This window comes from Ensifer sp. SSB1 (assembly GCF_016652895.1).
Lineage (GTDB): Bacteria > Pseudomonadota > Alphaproteobacteria > Rhizobiales > Rhizobiaceae > Ensifer.
In genome coordinates, this window is sequence record NZ_JAEPRP010000164.1 from 1 (window position 1) to 16830 (window position 16830).

The 16830-nt window shown below is 63.4% G+C and carries 18 protein-coding genes; 7 read left to right on the top strand and 11 right to left on the bottom strand.

Going from position 1 to position 16830, the window contains the following annotated elements; all coding sequences use genetic code 11:
- Positions 1–52 precede the first annotated feature (52 nt).
- Positions 53–487, top strand: coding sequence for a GFA family protein (locus tag I8N66_RS29510; RefSeq protein ID WP_113538337.1), 435 nt, complete (start codon positions 53–55; stop codon positions 485–487).
- 1 nt (position 488) lies between these two features.
- Here I8N66_RS29510 and I8N66_RS29515 read toward each other — a convergent pair whose 3' ends face one another.
- On the bottom strand, positions 489–2165 hold the full coding sequence (locus I8N66_RS29515; protein ID WP_291161663.1) for a SulP family inorganic anion transporter: 1677 nt from the start codon (positions 2163–2165) through the stop codon (positions 489–491).
- Between the two features lie 302 nt (positions 2166–2467).
- Between I8N66_RS29515 and I8N66_RS29520 the strand changes: the two genes are divergently transcribed.
- On the top strand, positions 2468–2785 hold the full coding sequence (locus tag I8N66_RS29520; RefSeq protein ID WP_113538335.1) for a potassium channel family protein: 318 nt from the start codon (positions 2468–2470) through the stop codon (positions 2783–2785).
- 53 nt (positions 2786–2838) lie between these two features.
- Here I8N66_RS29520 and I8N66_RS29525 read toward each other — a convergent pair whose 3' ends face one another.
- The 3 genes from I8N66_RS29525 to I8N66_RS29535 form a co-directional block, all read right to left on the bottom strand.
- Positions 2839–3441 carry a nitroreductase family protein gene (locus I8N66_RS29525; protein WP_291161667.1) on the bottom strand — a complete coding sequence of 201 codons (603 nt, stop codon included), beginning with the start codon at positions 3439–3441 and terminating at the stop codon, positions 2839–2841.
- A gap of 46 nt (positions 3442–3487) precedes the next feature.
- Positions 3488–3700, bottom strand: coding sequence for a hypothetical protein (locus tag I8N66_RS29530; RefSeq protein ID WP_113538334.1), 213 nt, complete (start codon positions 3698–3700; stop codon positions 3488–3490).
- Positions 3701–3975: 275 nt separating this feature from the next.
- Positions 3976–4170 (bottom strand): hypothetical protein, encoded by a 195-nt coding sequence (locus tag I8N66_RS29535; RefSeq protein WP_113538512.1) that lies wholly within the window; start codon positions 4168–4170, stop codon positions 3976–3978.
- Positions 4171–4276: 106 nt separating this feature from the next.
- Here I8N66_RS29535 and I8N66_RS29540 point away from each other — a divergent pair, with 106 nt between their 5' ends.
- The 4 genes from I8N66_RS29540 to I8N66_RS29555 all read left to right on the top strand — a co-directional run bounded on the left by I8N66_RS29540 (position 4277) and on the right by I8N66_RS29555 (position 9065).
- Positions 4277–5176 carry a LysR substrate-binding domain-containing protein gene (locus tag I8N66_RS29540; protein WP_291161672.1) on the top strand — a complete coding sequence of 300 codons (900 nt, stop codon included), beginning with the start codon at positions 4277–4279 and terminating at the stop codon, positions 5174–5176.
- Positions 5177–5305: 129 nt separating this feature from the next.
- On the top strand, positions 5306–6130 hold the full coding sequence (locus I8N66_RS29545; protein WP_291161675.1) for an N-formylglutamate amidohydrolase: 825 nt from the start codon (positions 5306–5308) through the stop codon (positions 6128–6130).
- Positions 6127–8010, top strand: a complete 1884-nt coding sequence (locus I8N66_RS29550) for a flavohemoglobin expression-modulating QEGLA motif protein (RefSeq protein ID WP_291161678.1) — start codon at positions 6127–6129, stop codon at positions 8008–8010. Before I8N66_RS29545 ends, I8N66_RS29550 begins: the two co-directional genes overlap by 4 nt.
- A gap of 8 nt (positions 8011–8018) precedes the next feature.
- Entirely contained in the window at positions 8019–9065 is a 1047-nt protein-coding gene (locus I8N66_RS29555) for a glutathione synthetase (protein ID WP_291161681.1), read from the top strand.
- Positions 9066–9117: 52 nt separating this feature from the next.
- Here I8N66_RS29555 and I8N66_RS29560 read toward each other — a convergent pair whose 3' ends face one another.
- The 4 genes from I8N66_RS29560 to I8N66_RS29575 are packed head-to-tail and all read right to left on the bottom strand — an operon-like array spanning position 9118 to position 13261.
- Positions 9118–9870, bottom strand: coding sequence for an ABC transporter ATP-binding protein (locus I8N66_RS29560; protein WP_113538329.1), 753 nt, complete (start codon positions 9868–9870; stop codon positions 9118–9120).
- The gene (locus I8N66_RS29565; protein ID WP_162768789.1) at positions 9864–10931 is read right to left on the bottom strand and encodes an iron ABC transporter permease; all 1068 of its coding nucleotides are present in this window, start codon (positions 10929–10931) and stop codon (positions 9864–9866) included. The genes I8N66_RS29560 and I8N66_RS29565 overlap by 7 nt, the downstream gene beginning before the upstream one ends.
- A complete protein-coding gene (locus tag I8N66_RS29570; RefSeq protein ID WP_291161689.1) occupies positions 10931–12076 on the bottom strand; it encodes an ABC transporter substrate-binding protein in 1146 nt (381 codons plus the stop codon). Before I8N66_RS29570 ends, I8N66_RS29565 begins: the two co-directional genes overlap by 1 nt.
- Before the next feature lie 51 nt (positions 12077–12127).
- A complete protein-coding gene (locus I8N66_RS29575) occupies positions 12128–13261 on the bottom strand; it encodes an ABC transporter substrate-binding protein (RefSeq protein WP_291161693.1) in 1134 nt (377 codons plus the stop codon).
- Between the two features lie 106 nt (positions 13262–13367).
- On the opposite strand from I8N66_RS29575, the gene I8N66_RS29580 reads away from it, so the two are divergent.
- Positions 13368–14171, top strand: a complete 804-nt coding sequence (locus I8N66_RS29580; RefSeq protein ID WP_291161696.1) for a class I SAM-dependent methyltransferase — start codon at positions 13368–13370, stop codon at positions 14169–14171.
- Between the two features lie 28 nt (positions 14172–14199).
- Here the strand turns inward: I8N66_RS29580 and I8N66_RS29585 are convergent, their stop codons facing one another.
- The 3 genes from I8N66_RS29585 to nirK form a co-directional block, all read right to left on the bottom strand.
- On the bottom strand, positions 14200–14895 hold the full coding sequence (locus I8N66_RS29585; RefSeq protein ID WP_291161699.1) for a Crp/Fnr family transcriptional regulator: 696 nt from the start codon (positions 14893–14895) through the stop codon (positions 14200–14202).
- Positions 14896–15124: 229 nt separating this feature from the next.
- Positions 15125–16042, bottom strand: coding sequence for an SUMF1/EgtB/PvdO family nonheme iron enzyme (locus tag I8N66_RS29590; RefSeq protein WP_291161703.1), 918 nt, complete (start codon positions 16040–16042; stop codon positions 15125–15127).
- 101 nt (positions 16043–16143) lie between these two features.
- The coding region (gene nirK / locus I8N66_RS29595; RefSeq protein ID WP_291161706.1) for a copper-containing nitrite reductase at positions 16144–16830 on the bottom strand (687 nt) is incomplete at its 5' end.

Here is a 16830-nt window from a genome sequence, read left to right on the forward strand (position 1 = left end):
CGCCGCCAAATGGAGGTGTTTTGCCCCTTGCGTTCTTTCATTGGAGAAAGTCATGGCAGCGAACGGCAGCTTCAACGGAAAGTGCTTCTGCGGTGCAGTCGAGATCGAAGTGAGCGGTGACCCGGCCGCCATGGGCTTCTGTCACTGCAACTCGTGTCGGACATGGTCGGCGGGTCCAGTCAATGCCTTCACGCTCTGGCCTCCGGAAAAGGTTCGGATCGTCAAGGGCGCAGACAATCTCGTTGGCTATCAGAAGACCGCGACCAGCGTGCGCAAATGGTGCAAGGCTTGCGGCGGTCACCTCATGACCGAACATCCGCTCTGGGGCGTGACCGACGTCTTTGCGGCGGTCATTCCAGCGCTGCCGTTCAAACCCGCGCTCCACGTCAACTATCAGGAGACGGTGCTGCCGATGAAGGACGGCCTGCCAAAGTATCGCGACTTCCCGCCGGCATTCGGCGGGACGGGAGAGATGATGGCGGAATAGGTCAGGCTGCCGCCGGAGCCGCGCTCATCAGGTAGCGCTGGAGGGCTGTGCGGGTGTTGACGAACAGGCGATCGGGGCCGAGCTGATCGGCAAAGCCGGATGCGCGCACATAGGCAAGTACGTCCGGGTTCAACTCGGCCAGCCATACGGTGACGCCCTGCGCACTGATACGACGCTCGCCCTCCATCATCATCTGCAGCGCCGAATATTCGATGTCGAAGACCCGGCTCATGTCGAGTACGAGAACCCGCGGCTTTTGCTGAGCAACCAGCAGCTGCGCCTGGTCTGCCACCTGCTGCGCATTGGCAAAGAACAGGCGCCCCTCCGGGCGGAGGATCAGCAGCCCTTCGAAGGTCTCGTCATCAGGGTGATCCGGTGACAGCGGGCGTAGCCGATCGGTGCCGCGCTTGCGGCCGACGACATAGACCTTCGCCGAAGCCGCCTGGCGCGCGAGCCCGATGAAGGAAAGCACGATCGCAACGATGATGCCCTGCAGCGTCCCGAAGAGCAGCACGCCGAGGAAGGCCGCCAGCGCCCACTGGAACTCCATGCGCCGGACTTTGCGAACCGACCAGAAATCCGCCGGCTTGATGAGCCCGATCGAATAGACGATGACGATCGCCGCGAGGACGGCCTGCGGCAGCAAGCCGAGAAGAGGCGCCAGAACAAGCATGGTCGCCGCCGCTGCTGCCGCGGTGACCAGGGAGGCCACCTGCGAGTGGCCGCCGACGGCGCGCACGACGGCCGTTTGCGACGTGCCGCCGCCAGCACTCATGGCGCCGAAGAGCGCGCCGCCGAGATTTGCGGCACCTGTTGCCAGCAGTTCGCGGTTGGCCCGGATCGGCGGGTCGGAGGGGGCCGCGAAGGCGCGGCCGGCGGCAATGGTCTCCGTGAAACTCATCAAGGCGATGCCGAGTGCGCCGGGCAGAAGCTCTTGAGCAAGGCCAAGGCTCGGAAGCGTAATCGAAGGCAGCGACTGCGGGATGAAGCCGACGGTGGAGACGCCGAGCGCCGCCAGGCCGGCGAACCAGGAAAGCGCTATGCCGGCGGCGACCGCAAGCAGCGGCGCCGGCGAATGCGGCCAGAGCCGCTCCATCGCCAGAAGCGCCACCAGTGCTGCGGCCGCAATCGCGAGTGTCAGCATCGAGGTTTCGGACAGGTGGCCAGCGATGCTGAGGATATCCCGGAAGAAGCCTTCCTTGGTGATGTGAAGGCCGAGCAGTTTCGGCACCTGGTCGAGCACGATGACCAGGCCTATGCCGGCCTTGAAGCCGATCAGGACCGGCGAGGAAATGAAGTTGGCGACGAAGCCGAAGCGGAGAACCGAAGCCAGGATGAGGAGCCCGCCGGTCATGGCCGTCAACGTCGCGGTCGCGGTGATCAACTTGCCGGGGTCACCATCCGGCACGGCAAGGCCGAGCTGGGTTCCGGCGAGAATGGCAAGCGTCGTGGTCGACGAGACGCTCAAGACCCGAGATGTGCCAAGAAGCGCGTAGATGATCATCGGCACGAAGGCGGTGTAGAGACCGACACTGACCGGCAGGCCGGCTACCGTGGCATAGGCCATGGCCTTGGGCAGAACCACGGCGGCAGCCGTGAGACCTGCGATTACGTCCAGTCGCAAACCCGCGGTGAGACCGCGACCGTCGCTGACAAGCGAATGCTCGTTCGATGCCATCGGGACTGTCCTCTGACAGGAGCTTTCATGAAGTAATTCTAAAGCGATAGCACCGGGCCAAATCGCTTGCAAGGACACCTCGACCGGCGGCCGAACCTTGTTTTCCGTCGCACAAAGCAGGCGCTGGCAGGACGCTCGACTTGCTACTATCTTGAGACCGGTGGAGCTCGGCCGAGCGGAAATTTCGGCGGCTGCGAGCAAGCCGAGGCGATCCTTGCGAACGGTCGATATGGCTCTCTCCTCCACCCGGCAGAAGGGAGGAATGCGTGGCGAAATCACATCGCAGGAGCCAGACCAAGAGAATGCGGCGCCTGTTTTTCTCCAATCTCTACCAGCAGCTTCAGCTGCTCTGGCCGATCTTTTCGGCGGTCCTGATCGTGATGACCGGCGTCGGCTTCATCATTGGACAAATCGAAGACTGGCGGCTCGACGAAGCGCTCTACTTTACCTTCGTCACCGGGCTGACGATCGGCTATGGCGACATCACGCCCAAGCACTTGAGCGCGCGCCTACTGGCGCTGGTGATCGGCTTTTCCGGCATCGTGCTTACCGGCCTGGTCGCCGCCGTCAGCGTACAGGCGTTGAACGCGACCAGCAAGGAAGAGCCGGACGACCGGTGAGGAGAGCGGACCGGCAAAGCATGCCCGCTCCCTCGTGGGGGCTCTATCGCGGCTCAGCCGGCAACGAACCGTCCCTCGGATACGATTTCGGAGAGCGCCTTGCGCGGGCTCGGCCGCTCACGCTGCTGGAGGGCCTCCGGAAGGAGCGCCTTGTCGCCGAGACGGCCGATCGCGACGGCTGCCTCGATCCGGTAGTTTTCGGGAACTTCGAGTTCGGCGCGAGCCCGATCATAGTCGATGCCGGCCATGCCGTGGGCCTGCCAGCCGGAATGCGCTGCCTGCAGGGCGAGCGCGCCCCAGGCGGCACCCGTATCGAAGGAGTGGGTATAGGAAGGCACTTCTTCACTGGCGCCCGGCGGCAGCAAGGAGGTCCTAGACAGCACGAAGATCAGCGCCGAGGCCTCTTTTGCCCAGCTCCGGTTGAACTCGTTCAGAAGACCGAGCAGCTTCTCCCAGTCCTGTCCGCCGCGGCGCGCATAGACGAAATGCCAGGGCTGGGCGTTGTAGGCCGATGGCGCCCAGCGCGCCGCTTCGAGGATCTCAAAGAGTTCGGCCTGGGAAATCTCTTCGCCCGAATAGGCGCGCGGCGACCAGCGTTCGAGAAAGAGCGGATTGATCGCGTGATCCGCGACGCGTGAATTCACATGCAATGTCATGGGGATGGTCCATTCATCGACGACGTGTTACCGCCGTCCGGGTTGGTCATTGACGGCCGAAGCTTTCAAACCGGTCGCAACGACTTTTCAAGGTCGAGATTTCGTCGGAGAGTTCGGCGATACGATCCCTGAGCTCATTGGCCGTGCCGTCCTCGACATCGTCGAATCCGAAACAGTCCCGGGCCTCGTGGAGCTCCAAACGACCCTGCAGGACCTCGCGAATTGCGCTCAAACGCTCGAATTGCCGCAGCATACTCATCTCAGACCTCATTTCAGCCGATCGCCGCAAAGGCGCGCCGACCGGAGGGCGTTTCTGCCCCGCTCGATTCCTGACCGAGCCCGTCCGAGATTATCCACTCAAATAGTAGATTAAAGGAATTCTGACCCAAAGAGCAGGCGAGACGTGAAAAACTGCTCCCCCATTGGCTTACGTCATGGCGTGAGAGAAGGGAAGGAGGAGGCCGCGGCAAACAAGGCCCGCCCCCTGGCAGCGGGGGACCTGAGCGATGGGAGGCTCGCCCAGGTCGAGGCAGATCAAGCGCTCGGGAGGTCTTCCCCGTCGGGGCGATTGCCATCGAGAAAGCCCATGTCCCGCTTCAGATGGTCCGACAGGTCCCTGACGTCGACAACTTCTGGCGCACGGCTCTTCCGGGTAAACAAAAGCGCCAGCCAGGAGCGCGCGGAAAAATCGTTTGTCGACGAAAAACTACGTACTTGAATGGTTGTCATAGTCGTCATCCTCTTCATCAATCCGTCTAATGGACGGACCTTGAAAGTGGTTACGAACAGCATCACCTTCCAATCGAATATCGCTTACTATGCATAAGGCCATTTAATGCATAAGACTCTCCCGCTCCCACCATTGACGGCGGCCCGCGTGTTTGAGGCGGTTGCCAGACATGGAAGCTTCACCAAGGCCGCGACCGAACTCGGCATGACGCAGGCCGCGGTGAGCTATCAGATCAAGGTTCTCGAGGATCGGGTCGGCGCACCCTTGTTTTTGCGCCGACCGCGCCAGATCGCCCTGACTGAAATCGGGCAGCGGCTGGCTCCAGCGGTCACCCAAGCCTTCGAGCAGCTCAGCGAAGCCTATGTGTCGGCGCGCGGCGGCGCCCAGGGAACGCTTGTCATCAGCACGATCGCAACCTTCGCCTCCAACTGGCTGGCGCGGCGCCTCGGCTCCTTTCAGATCGCCCACCCTTCGCTTGCCGTCCGCCTTCAGACGGATCCGCATCTGGTGGACTTCAACCGCGAGGAGGTCGATATCGGCATTCGCTCTGGCCTCGGAGAGTGGCCGGGGCTTGCGGCCCACCGGTTGATCAACGCCGATTTCTCGCCGATGCTCAGCCCGAGCCTCGCGGCCAGCATTGGCGGAGTTAAGGAGCCGACCGATCTCCTGCGCCTGCAGCTGCTCGATCCCGGCGATCCCTGGTGGGCGAAATGGTTTGCGGCCGCGAATGTGCCCGTCGAGGGGCTTTCGAGCCGCCCGGGCGCCAGCATGGGCGCGCAGGTCTACGAGGGAAATGCGGCAATCGCCGGCCAGGGCGTGGCGATCCTGACACCCGCCTTCTTCGCGGCCGAGCTGGCAGACGGACGGCTCGTCCAGCCGTTTGACCTCCTTTGCGACGATAGCCAGGCTTACTGGATGGTCTACCCGGAGACGCGCCGGAATTCACCGAAGATCGGCGCCTTTCGCCAATGGGTTCTCGGCGAACTCGCTGCATCGTCGAGTTGACGCGGGAGCCGAGAGGCGCATCCGCAGCGGACAGATCCAGCACGGAATTTTGATTCATTCCGGAACTCTCGGCCGTGCCCGGGAGTTGCATTCCCGAAGCGCCCATACTGAGGGCATGCGGGAGCGAACATGCAACGCGAGCCGACGGAACAGTTCCGTTCAGCGACAGAGAACGCTTGGTGGACCAGCTATCGCGGCGACGGACCGATCGTCGGCACCGCGATCCATAACGGGCATGCCATGCGCAGCGATGTCCGTGCGCTGGTGGCGCTGACGGACGAGGAAAGGCTGCGGGAGGAAGACCCGTTCACCGAGTTCATGATCCGTGACCTCGCCAACCGCATCGTCGTGCACCGTTCCCGCTTCGAGGTGGATCTCAACCGCGCCCGCACGGGCGCCGTCTATCTCCAGCCCGCGCAGGCCTGGGGCCTATCCGTCTGGCGAGAGCAGCCGTCTGCCGAATTGATCGAAGCATCCCTTGCCGTGCATGACGAATATTACGCCATGCTGCGATCCATGCTGACCGCGATCGAAAGGCGCCATCAGCGCTTCGTCGTGCTCGACGTGCACAGCTACAACCACCGACGCCGAGGGCCGGAGATCGAACCGGCTGACGTCGCCGAAACGCCCGAGATCAACATCGGCACCGCCTCCATGGATCGGGCCAAATGGGCGGACGTCATCGATGCGCTGATATCGGCCATCAGCGCCACCACGTTCGCCGGCCGACCCGTGGATGTGCGTGAAAACATCGCCTTTCAGGGTCGCGGCGAGCAGACGCGCTTCATCCACGAACACTTTCCCGATACGGGTTGCGCGATCGCGATCGAGTTCAAGAAGACCTTCATGGATGAGTGGACCGGCAAGCCGGACCTCGAAGCGCTACGCTCGCTGCGGACACTGGTGGGCTCACTCGTTCCGGTGCTGACCGAGGCGCTCGCGAGGCAGCGATGACGGACGGTGGCCCCATCCTCGCGGACCCGAGCCCGGAATGGCTGGAGGAAGCCATTACCCGGCTAAAGGATAGCCGCGCGGTGCGACAGGACTTCGGCGATGGCGGGCGGCTGCACATCGACCGCTTGCTTCCCTTCCTCTGTGTCCATATCGCCGCAGAGCACCAGCAGCCGGTCGCGCGCGACATAGCCCAGGCGAATGCCGCCTATCTGCTGGCGCCGAACGTCGATATCGCCGCCGCCGTCATAGAGCGGGTCGGCCGCGTGATCGAAGAGCGTCTGGGCATGTTCATCGTTCTCGAATTCGCGGAGCTTGAAAGCGATGACCCGCCGGCCAAGGATGCGCCCTTCCTGCCGCCGTTCCTGATCGAAGTCGTTGCCGGGGCACGCGCCCCCGAGCAGGCCGCGGCGAAGGCTCTGATCGAAACCGCTGCGACGATCGAAGGAAAGTTCCGGACCCCGCATGTGACCCTCGTCGAACGGCAGCCGGAAGCGCCGGCGAGCGGGAAGACCCTGGCGCTCGACCACCCGCACCTTACGGTCCGCTTCGCCCCGATCTATTGCGAACCGGGCACCCGCCGCATCTATCCGCAATTGCGTGAGCGCCTGGTCGCGAGCGTTTTCGACGCCGGCCTGCGGGCCGTTGCAGCCTTCGCCCGCGCGAAGTCCGACGACTTTCGGCTGTCGACGCACCGCGCCTTCGGCCGCAAGGCCTTCGTCGATGCGGTGGTTCGCGCCGATCGCGGCATCGACGAGATTGCCTCGAGCTTCGATTTTCTGCTTGCGGTGACGCCGATCAACGCCGAAACGGCCTGGGCGGAATTCGCATCGAGCGGCTTTTCCAGAAGCCCTCGTCTCTACTATCGGCCGCTGACGCTGCAGATCGAAACGGCCAAGCGCAAGCTCTTCACCCTCAATTTCGAGCATCTCGAAGATCCGCTGCTCTACGCCCTCTATCGGGAAAAGCAGCAGGAGGTCGACCTGCAGCTTTCGATGATATCCGCGCGGGAAACCCGCAAATTCATCGAGCTCGGCCGCGCACTTTACGGCCCGGTGGAAAGCGGCCTTCTCAGCGCTGCGTCGGACATCCTTGCGCGGACGACAGCGGATGGCGACGCGCCCTCGACATCCGGCAACCGGCGCGACTGCACGTATATCAGGGACCGCGCCCAGGCGATGATATCGGCCTATCGACGCCAGTCGGCCGATTTCACCGCGTCGGTCGAAATTCGTGACGACCTGCCGGCCGGCCTGCTGGTTTCGCGCGGCCAGTTGCTGATCGCGCGAAGTTCGTCACTCGACCAGGATCGCGTCGAGGCGTTGCTCAACCACGAGATCGGCGTTCACCTGCTCACCTATTTCAACGGCTCAGCCCAGGGCCTCAGGGTTCTGCGCTCCGGGCTTGCCGGCTACGAGGGCATGCAGGAAGGGCTTGCCGTCTTCGCCGAGTATCTGAGCGCCGGAATGACCGCAGACCGGCTGCGCGTGCTTGCGGCGAGAGTCGTCGGCTGCGCGGCCCTGCTCGACGGCGCCCTGTTTCCCGAGACCTACCGGCTGCTCGTCGACGGCCATGGCTTTGGCACCGCCGAGGCCTTCAACATGACGCTGCGCATCTATCGCGGCGGCGGGCTGGTCAAGGACGCGATTTATCTGCGCGGCCTCTTGCAGCTTCTCGACCATCTCGCCGACGGCGGCAGTCTTGAGCCCTTCTGGATGGGCAAGATCGCAGCCTCACATTTCGGCGCGATCCAGGAACTCAATTTGCGCGGCCTCCTTGGTGCCGCAGCAATTCGCCCTATTTTTCTCGATGACGTCAAAGCGCGCGACCGACTTCAGCGAGCCCAGAGGGGAATTACGCCGCTCGACATGGTCGCAGAGTAGGAAACTGAATGCGCATCGCCTTTCTCGTCAACTCCATCGAGGGCGAAGAAACGTTCTACGCGACGACATCGCTTGCGCTTGCGGCGCTCGCCCGCGGCCACCAGATCGTCTACGTGACCCCCGGCGATTTCATCCTGAAGCCCGATGGCCGCCTGATGGTCCACGCCCTCAACCTTGGTGCTGTGAAGCCGCGCAAGGCCGAAACCTTCATCGCCGCATTGAGGGGGGACGCGACTGGACGGGACATTCTCGACATCGCCGATGTCGACGTTCTGTTCCTGAGGAGCGACCCGTCGGAAGATGCAGGTCCCCGCCCCTGGGCTACCCAGGCGGGCGTGATCTTCGGGCGGCTTGCAGCCGAGCGCGGTGCGATCGTCGTCAACGATCCCGACGGGCTGGCACGGGCGCAGAACAAGCTCTATCTCCAGGACTTTCCCGAAACGGTCCGGCCGACCACGCTGATCTCGAAGCATGTCGAGGAGATCAGGGCCTTCGTCGATGAGCACCCGGGGGGCGTCATCCTGAAGCCGCTGCAGGGCTCCGGCGGCAAAAACGTCTTCAAGGTCAGTTCCAGCCACGAGACGAACCTCAACCAGATCTTCGAGGCCGTCAGCGAGATGGGCTATGTGATCGCACAGGAATACCTGCCCGCAGCAACCGAAGGCGACGTCCGACTGTTCCTGATGAACGGCTTGCCGCTCAAGCGCGGCGATACCTATGCGGCGGTTCGGCGCGTCCCGGCGGAAGGAGAGCTACGGTCCAACATGCATGTCAACGGTAGGCCGATGCCCGCCGTCGTCACACCCGAAATGCTGGCCGTCGCCGAACAGATGCGGCCGAAGCTGGTGAGCGACGGCATGTTCCTCGTCGGCCTGGACGTGGTCGGCGACAGGCTGGTGGAGGTCAACGTCTTTACGCCAGGCGCCCTGCCCGAGATCGCCGAACTTACATCGATCGAGTTCAGCGAGGACATCATGGCCTCGCTTGAACGCAAGCTCGACATCAAACGAGCCAATGGCGGCACGCTATCCAATCGCGAGCTTGCCACGCTCTGACGTCGGCCGGTGGCCGCGACGACTGGAGCTGTCGGGCTGCAACACCGCCGGGCTACAGGGACTCGTCGACGATCACGACCGGCCGCCCCATCGAACAGGCTTCCACCCGCGCCTCGACGCGGTAGACCGAGCGCAGCATGTCCGCGGTGATCACCTCATGGGTCGGACCGCTCGCCAGCACCGAGCCGCCGCTGATGACGATCGTGTCGTCGCAGTAGCGCAGCGCGTGGTTGAGGTCGTGCAGCGCGATCAGCACCGCCATGCCCGACTGCGCCGACAGGCGCTTCATGAAGCCGAGCACCTCGATCTGGCGGAAGAGATCGAGCGCCGAGGTCGGCTCGTCCATCAACAGCACTTCGGGCTTGCGCACCAGCGCCTGGGCGATGGAGACAAGCTGGCGCTGGCCGCCGGAGAGCTCACCGAGGCCGCGAAAGGCGAGGTCGGCGATCCGGAGTTCGCCGAGCACCCGGTCGATCTCGGAGAGCTCGGTGTCCTTCACCTTCCAGCCGGAACCCTGCTTGGCCGACAGAAGCACGGACTCGTAAACCGAGAGCACGGCATTGGCGCCGGTATCCTGCGGCATGTAGCAGATGCCGTCGGGCCCCTTGGCGGTATCCGAAAGATGCACGGTACCGGGGCCGGACGTCAGGTTTGCGATGCGCTTGAACAGCGTCGACTTGCCGGCCGCATTGGGACCGATCACCGCCGTCAAGCCGCCACCGCGCAACACGCCGGTGTTGACGTCCGACAGCACCGTGCGCCGGCCATAGTTCGCGCCGACCTTTTCCAGCGACAGGCTTACCATGCGCGCCTCCTGTTGGTGAAAATCAGCACGAAGAAGAAGGGCACGCCGACGAGCGCGGTAATGACACCGATCGGCAGTACGGCGCCGGGGATCAGCATCTTGCTGACGACCGAAGTGACCGAAAGCAGAAGCGCACCGCAAAGCACCGAGGCCGGCAGGAAGAAGCGCTGATCCTCGCCGACGAGCATCCGGGCCATGTGCGGCCCGACGAGACCGACGAAGCCGATCGTGCCGACGAAGGAAACCGGGATCGCCGCAAGCAGGCTGACCGTCATCATCGCTTCGAGCCTTAGCCGGCGAACATTGATGCCGAAGCTCGCAGCCTTGTCGTCGCCGAGCCGAAGCGCCGTCAGCGCCCAGGCATGACGCGCAAAGAGCGGCAAGGCGAAGAGGAGCACCGCACCGGTGATCCAGACCTTGGGCCAGGTCGCCTTGGTGAGGCTGCCCATCGTCCAGAAGACGACGGCGGCGAGCGCCTGTTCGGAGGCCAGGTATTCGAGCAGCGACAGCGCGGCATTGAAGGTGAAGACGAGCGCGATGCCGAGGAGCACGATCGTTTCCACCGTGACGCCACGCATGGTGGAGGCGAAGTGAATGAAGAGCGCCGCAAGCATCGCCATCAGGAAGGCGTTGATCGGCACCATGTATTGGACGGCGACGGGAAAGACCGCCACGCCGGCAACAAGACCGAGAGCCGCGCCGAAGCCGGCGGCCGCGGAAATGCCGAGCGTGAACGGGCTTGCCAGAGGATTGGCGAGGATCGTCTGCATCTGCGCCCCGGCAACCGACAGCGAGGCGCCCACCGTCACGGCCATCAGCGCGATCGGCATACGAATGTCCCAGATCACCACCCGGAGCTGGTCGCTCACGGTTTCCGGCCGGAACAGCGCGGTCAGCACATCCGCAAGCGGATAGTTCGCCGGGCCGAGTGCCATGTCGACCGCGACCGAGGCAAAGAGCCCACCGAGCAGACAGAAGATCAACACCAAACGGCGCAAGACGAGGGCGCGGTAGCGTCCCCGTCCTTCAATGCCGGAAATCTGGTCGGTCATCGCAACCATTATTCACCACCCTTCGGAAGCGAGGCGAAGTAGCCCGGGCGATAGGTCACCGGCAGAAACTTCTCGTGAAACTCGCGGAATGTCCGATCCGGGTCGAGGTCGGCAAAGAGCTCCGGATGGAACCACTTGGCAAACTGCTGGATCGGAATGAACTCGTAAGGCGCGCCGTAGAACTGGTGCCAGACGGCGTGCACGTTGCCCTCTTTCACCGCCTTCAGGCCGGGAAAGCCCGGGCGCTGCATCAGGCCGCGCAGACGTTCTTCGGCCGTTGCCGGATCCGCGCCGCGACCGACGCTCACGAACTGGTTGAGATCGGATTCCGCCGACCAGTTGCTGCCGGTAATGATGACATGGTCTGGATCGCTGACGATCAGCTGCTCGGGATTGAGATCGCCGAAGGTGCCCTTGATTACGTCCGAGCCGATATTGTGGCCACCGGCCTCTTCAACCATCCTGCCGAAATTCGCGGGGCCAAAGGTTCGGCAGCAGACGACGTCACCGGTAATGCCGGGAGAACGCTCGATGAAGACTTTCGGGCGCGCGATTGCATCCGCCTTCTTGAGGCGGTCCGTCACCAGCGCGATCTGGGCATTGCGATATGCGATGAATTCGCGCGCCTTGCCCTCGGCGCCGAAAAGCTGGCCGAGGATTTCGACCGATTTTTCGCTGTTGGCCGCCGGATCGACGCGGAAATCGAGATAGACGACGGCGATGCCGGCGGCTTCAGCCTTTTCGATGAAGCCTGATTCCTCGACTGCCTTTTCGGCCTCGAGGTTGAGGGTCAGCACGTCGGGCTTGAGCGCAATCGCCGCCTCGAGGCTGAAATCACCAGATGGGATGTAGCCGAAGCGTGGCAGCTTCTCGATCTCGGGGAAGCGCTCGAGATAGGCGGCGTAGGAATCCGGATCCTTCTTCAGGAGATCGTCGCGCCAGCCGACGATCGTGTCGAAGACATGCTCGCCTTTCAGCGCTGCTGCCACATGGACCTGCCGGGCCTCACCCAGAAGCACGCGCTTGGCGGGCAGCGCGATCTCGACCCGGCGGCCGGTGACATCGATGATCTCCGCCGCGCTGGCCGGCAGAGCCGCCAGCACGATTGCGGCGATCGTCGCCGACGCGATTTTCCTGAAGATCGACATTCTCATTCCTTTCGGTCGTCTCGCCGGAGACCTCCCCTCCTCCGGCCGGCGATGCCCTTACTTGCTGGTCGTCAGCGAGACGAAGTAGCCGCTCTTGTAGGGAAGCGGCAGAAAGCGCTCATGCAATTCCTTAAACGTCGCTTCCGGGTCGAGATCGGCAAAGAGGTCCGGATGCAGCCACTTGGCGATCTGTTGGATCGCGACGAACTGGTAGGGGTTGTTGTAGAACTGGTGCCAGATCGCATGGACCTGGCCGTCCTTGACCGCCTGGACGCCGGTGAAGGCCGGTCGCTTGGTCAGGTTTTCGAGCTTGCGGGCAGCTTCCTTTTCATCGGCGCCATAGCCGACACCAACCCAGGCGCCGCCCGGCACGTATCCCTGCCAGTTGCCGCCCGTGATGATGATCTGATCCGGGTTGGCAGCGATGATCTGTTCCGGATTGACCACGCCGAAGGTGCCGGGAATGATGTCCTTCGCCATGTTCACGCCGCCGGCGAACTCGACCATCTTGCCGAAATTCTCGTTACCGAAAGACATGCAGCAATCGTCGGAATAGCCACCGGCGCGTTCGACGAAAACCAGCGGCTTCTTCGGGTTGGCCTTCGCCAGGACGTCGGTCACCTTGGCGATGCTCTCGGCGCGGAACTTGATGAACTCTTCGGCCTTCTCCTCCTTGCCGAGCAGCTTGCCCATCACGCGCATGCTCGGCTCGGTGTTTTCCATCGGCTTTTCGCGGAAGTCGACATAGACGAGCGGGATGCCGACCTTGGCGAGCTTTTCGATGTAGCCGGCCTCTTCCGTCGCCGTCTTGGCGTCGACGTTCATCAGCACGACATCGGGCTTCAGCGCCACCGCCTGCTCAATGTCGAAGGTGCCGTCCTTCATGCCGCCGAAGGTCGGCAGCTTGGCGATGTCAGGGTATTTTTCGAGATAGGCGGCGTAGCTTTCAGGATCGGCCTTCGCAAGATCGTCGCGCCAGCCGACGACGTGCTTGAACGGATCGTCGCGGTCGAGCGCGCCGAGGAAATAGATCTGGCGCCCCTCGCCGAGGATCACGTGCTCGACCGGCACGTTGACCTCGACATCACGGCCGGTGACATCTTTCAACGTCACGACATCAGCGAAGGCTGCCGTTGAAAAAAGCACGCAAAGGTCCGTGGCGGCCGCAGCCACCCCATTGAAAAACCGCATTGTTTTTTGCTCCGCTGGGAAAATCGACGCGATCTAATGTTTCATGACTTTATTAGTCAACATTTATCTTTTAGAACGCCTCCAAACAGGGACGAGCGGGATCGACATGAGCGACGTAACGGATCGGCAGAACTACAACCTGCGGGATGAAATCAAGGCCTACTGGTCGGATCGCGCCGCAACCTTCGACCTGTCGCCAGGGCACGAGATCTTCTCGGAAGACGAACGCGCGGCCTGGCACGCCCTGTTTCTGCGCCACCTCGGAGCGGGCGCCGGTCGCGCCGCACTGGACCTTGCGAGCGGCACGGGCGTCATCTCGCATCTGCTCGACGAACTCGGCTTCAAGGTGCAGGGCCTCGACTGGGCCGAACCCATGCTCGAGCGCGCCCGCGAAAAGGCCCGCAAGCGCGGTCGCTCGATCCGCTTCGCCCTGGGTGATGCCGAAAACACCATGGAGCCCGACGGCCATTACGATGTGATCGTCAACCGGCATCTGGTGTGGACGCTCGTCGATCCGGCCGCCGCCTTTGCCGAATGGCTGCGCGTCCTCAAGCCCGGTGGAACGCTGCTGATCGTCGACGGTGACTTTGTGAATACCAGTGCGCTCGAACGGCTGTTCTCGAAGCTCAGCGCCTGGGGACAACGCCTCGGCGTGTTCAAGGCGGAGACGCCGAGCGGTTCGTCGCAGATGATGGCGACGCATCGGAGCATCCTCTCGCGCGTCCACTTCTCCGAGGGCGCCCGGGCCGAAGCCGTCGTCGAGTTGTTGCGCGAGGCCGGCTTCACCGACATTGCGATCGACAGGGATCTTAGCGAGATACACCGCACCCAGGCGCGGAACTGGAACGTATTCAAGGGCCTGGCACGGAAGAGCCAGCACCGCTACGCCATTCGCGCGACGCGGCCTTAGGGGCCCAGCGGAGTTTGGTTTCAGAAGGTTAGCCGACGCGCTCTGCCAGGCGACGCAGACCCGGAATGTCCTTGAGGGTGAGCTTCTGGCGTCCACCCAGTACAAGGCCCTGCCCTTCCCAGGCGCTGAGGATGCGAGAAACCGTGTGCAGCGTCGTCCCCGTCATTTCCGCGATATCCTGGCGCGAGATCGGGAAATCAATACGGATGCCGCCGCCATCGGGCTTTCCGGCCTGTTCGGCGAGCCGCAGCACGGTATGCGCGACGCGGCGCTCGACTTCCTCCGTCGACATTTCACGGATGCGGGTATGTGCCTCGTCGAGACGCTGTCCGATCGTGTGCATGGCGTTGACGGCGAGGTGGGGGTTCTTCTCGACGAAGACGTTCCAGAGTTCCGTCGGCCAGGCAAGAACCAGGCTCTCGGTCGCCGCTGTCGCCGTACCCGGATAGTCGTGGCGCTGCAGTGCGCGGGCAAAGCCGAAAAGGTCGCCGGGATTGACGACCCGCACGATGATCTGTTGCCCATCCTTGGTGACTTGGGTCACTTTCAGCCGACCATGCAGCAGCAGGAAGAAGAAATCGGCCGTCGCCCCCTGTTCGAACACGGCTTCGTTTTGCGGGACGCGCCGCACCGTGGCGCGCGTCAGCAGCGAATCCAGTTCCGGGTCGCTCATTTTCTGGAACAGAGGGAGCGATTTGACGAGAGTGCGATCGAGTGCAGCCACTTTGGCCCTACATCCTGCCGTTTGAGTTGCCCTGCTCTAGCACAGCCCAGGACCCGGCAAAAGGACCAGGGTGCCGCACGTCCCGTCAGACGCGCAAAGGTCGCCGCAGCATCTCGATTTACCATGTGCCTTTGCCCCCAGATCGGTGACGATCTGGGGGCAAATAGCATTACGAAGTCCTATGCCGGCCACGACGCGAGAGGCCCCGCATTCCACCGGCCATGCGGTGTCAACCCGCGCCCTGCAGCCGGCGTTCGAAGGCGTAGAGGAAGCCCGAATACCAGCGGCCGTCTCGCACGAGCCGGAAGCCGAGATTGTCCGGCGGCACACCAACGGCACAGCCGCCGCTTTTCGGATCGCGGATGAAGAAGCTCATCGACGCCCGGTGCTTGCCATTGACGACGAAGATGCCGCAGGCCGGCTGCTCCTTCAGCACCGTGCCGTCGTCCGCGATCGTGACGCGGCGATGGCAGGTCTCGGTCCATTCCCAGACATTGCCATCGAGGTCCGCAACCCCATACTCGTTTTCGCCAAAAGCGCCCGAAGGCTGCGGCATCGGGTTCTTCGCCCGCTGCCGGCTGGATTCGCGCTCGTAGTCCGCCAGCCAGCGCAGCGCCGGATTATCCTTGGTGCCGTCGATCCCCAGCGCATCGTCGGGGAATTTGGACCCGGCGGCGAAGGCCCATTGCTGGTCGGTCGGAAGACGCCAGACTTCGCCGGTCTTCTTGGTCAGCCACGCCGCGTAGTCGGTCGCGTCGGTATAGTTGATCCCGGTCATCGGCACACCCGAGAGGCCGGCGCCATGGCCGCCCTCCGGCTGCTGGCAGGCGCCCTCGGCGACGCAGCGCTCGAAGTCCTCGCGCGTCACCTGATACTTCATGATCTCGAGCGGTTCCTTGAGCGCCGCGACGACGATCGGCGCATCGACGGCAAAGCCGTTCTTCAGGAAGTGTCCCTCTGCCCGATAGCTCATTTCACGCGGCGCGATCGTAACGGTTACCGGCGGCCGGATCGACAGATCGACGCCATCCTTGAGATCGTCAAACAGCCCCACCTTCGCCGAAAGCACGCCACCGATTGCGGCCAAGAGAACGGCCGGGGCTGCGAGCGAGAGGAGCGAAACCGCAGATTTCTTGTTGCTGGGCATGGGAGGTCTCCGGGGAAACGGCACGCGCCAACGGGCGCGTGCCTTTGTTCGCGTGTGAGGCCGCCGAAATCGCGGCCCCACGATCACCTTGCATCAGCCGCTTACATCGATGCCGGCTTGACGACCGATGTCATCAGATCGTCGTTCCATTCGCCGGTGACCTTGAAGTGACCGGCCGCTCCCAGTTCGAACGCCTCGATCAGATTGTGGTTGACGTAGGCATACACACCCGGCTGGCGGAAGGTGTAGAAGGCAGCGCCCGCGGTACCGCCCGGGATCAGCCAGGTCTCCTGGTCGAGGTCCGGCGGGTTGCGGAACTTGCCGGTCGCCCAGACATAGTCACCATGCCCGCCGATCAGGTGCGGCCGCGTATCGCGGTTGGCCTGCGAATGGACGACCAGCACGCGCTCGCCCACCGCCGCGGTCAGGGCATTGTCGCCGGTCAGTGCGCCGACTGCGCCATTGAAGACGATGTGGGTCGGGGTCAGCGTACGCATCGCCTTGACAGCATCCTCATAGGCATCGCCGGGGGTTTCGTATTTCTTGTAGTTCCCGGCCTCGTCCTTCGGCACGTAGAAGTCCTGCTCGCCGACATAGTAGATCTTGTCGTAGGTCAGCGGCTGACCCTTCTCGTCCTTCAGGCCTTCGCGCGGCAGCACCATGATGGCGCCGTTCATGCCCGAGGTGACGTGCCACGGCACCATGCCTTCAGGCGCGCAATGGTAGACGAAGACGCCCATGGTCGAGGCCGCCTCGACGAGAGATCGGTCGATCGAGGTGAAGCCGAG

Excerpts from the sequence above, each read along its gene's own strand:
- I8N66_RS29545 (WP_291161675.1), top strand. The coding sequence starts at position 5,306 with ATGCAACGCGAGCCGACGGAACAGTTCCGTTCAGCGACAGAGAACGCT.
- I8N66_RS29570 (WP_291161689.1), bottom strand. The coding sequence starts at position 12,076 with ATGAGAATGTCGATCTTCAGGAAAATCGCGTCGGCGACGATCGCCGCA.
- I8N66_RS29550 (WP_291161678.1), top strand. The coding sequence starts at position 6,127 with ATGACGGACGGTGGCCCCATCCTCGCGGACCCGAGCCCGGAATGGCTG.
- I8N66_RS29535 (WP_113538512.1), bottom strand. The coding sequence starts at position 4,170 with ATGACAACCATTCAAGTACGTAGTTTTTCGTCGACAAACGATTTTTCC.
- I8N66_RS29515 (WP_291161663.1), bottom strand. The coding sequence starts at position 2,165 with ATGGCATCGAACGAGCATTCGCTTGTCAGCGACGGTCGCGGTCTCACC.
- I8N66_RS29575 (WP_291161693.1), bottom strand. The coding sequence starts at position 13,261 with ATGCGGTTTTTCAATGGGGTGGCTGCGGCCGCCACGGACCTTTGCGTG.
- I8N66_RS29530 (WP_113538334.1), bottom strand. The coding sequence starts at position 3,700 with ATGAGTATGCTGCGGCAATTCGAGCGTTTGAGCGCAATTCGCGAGGTC.
- I8N66_RS29525 (WP_291161667.1), bottom strand. The coding sequence starts at position 3,441 with ATGACATTGCATGTGAATTCACGCGTCGCGGATCACGCGATCAATCCG.
- I8N66_RS29590 (WP_291161703.1), bottom strand. The coding sequence starts at position 16,042 with ATGCCCAGCAACAAGAAATCTGCGGTTTCGCTCCTCTCGCTCGCAGCC.
- I8N66_RS29510 (WP_113538337.1), top strand. The coding sequence starts at position 53 with ATGGCAGCGAACGGCAGCTTCAACGGAAAGTGCTTCTGCGGTGCAGTC.
- I8N66_RS29580 (WP_291161696.1), top strand. The coding sequence starts at position 13,368 with ATGAGCGACGTAACGGATCGGCAGAACTACAACCTGCGGGATGAAATC.
- I8N66_RS29560 (WP_113538329.1), bottom strand. The coding sequence starts at position 9,870 with ATGGTAAGCCTGTCGCTGGAAAAGGTCGGCGCGAACTATGGCCGGCGC.
- I8N66_RS29540 (WP_291161672.1), top strand. The coding sequence starts at position 4,277 with ATGCATAAGACTCTCCCGCTCCCACCATTGACGGCGGCCCGCGTGTTT.
- I8N66_RS29565 (WP_162768789.1), bottom strand. The coding sequence starts at position 10,931 with ATGGTTGCGATGACCGACCAGATTTCCGGCATTGAAGGACGGGGACGC.
- I8N66_RS29520 (WP_113538335.1), top strand. The coding sequence starts at position 2,468 with ATGCGGCGCCTGTTTTTCTCCAATCTCTACCAGCAGCTTCAGCTGCTC.
- I8N66_RS29555 (WP_291161681.1), top strand. The coding sequence starts at position 8,019 with ATGCGCATCGCCTTTCTCGTCAACTCCATCGAGGGCGAAGAAACGTTC.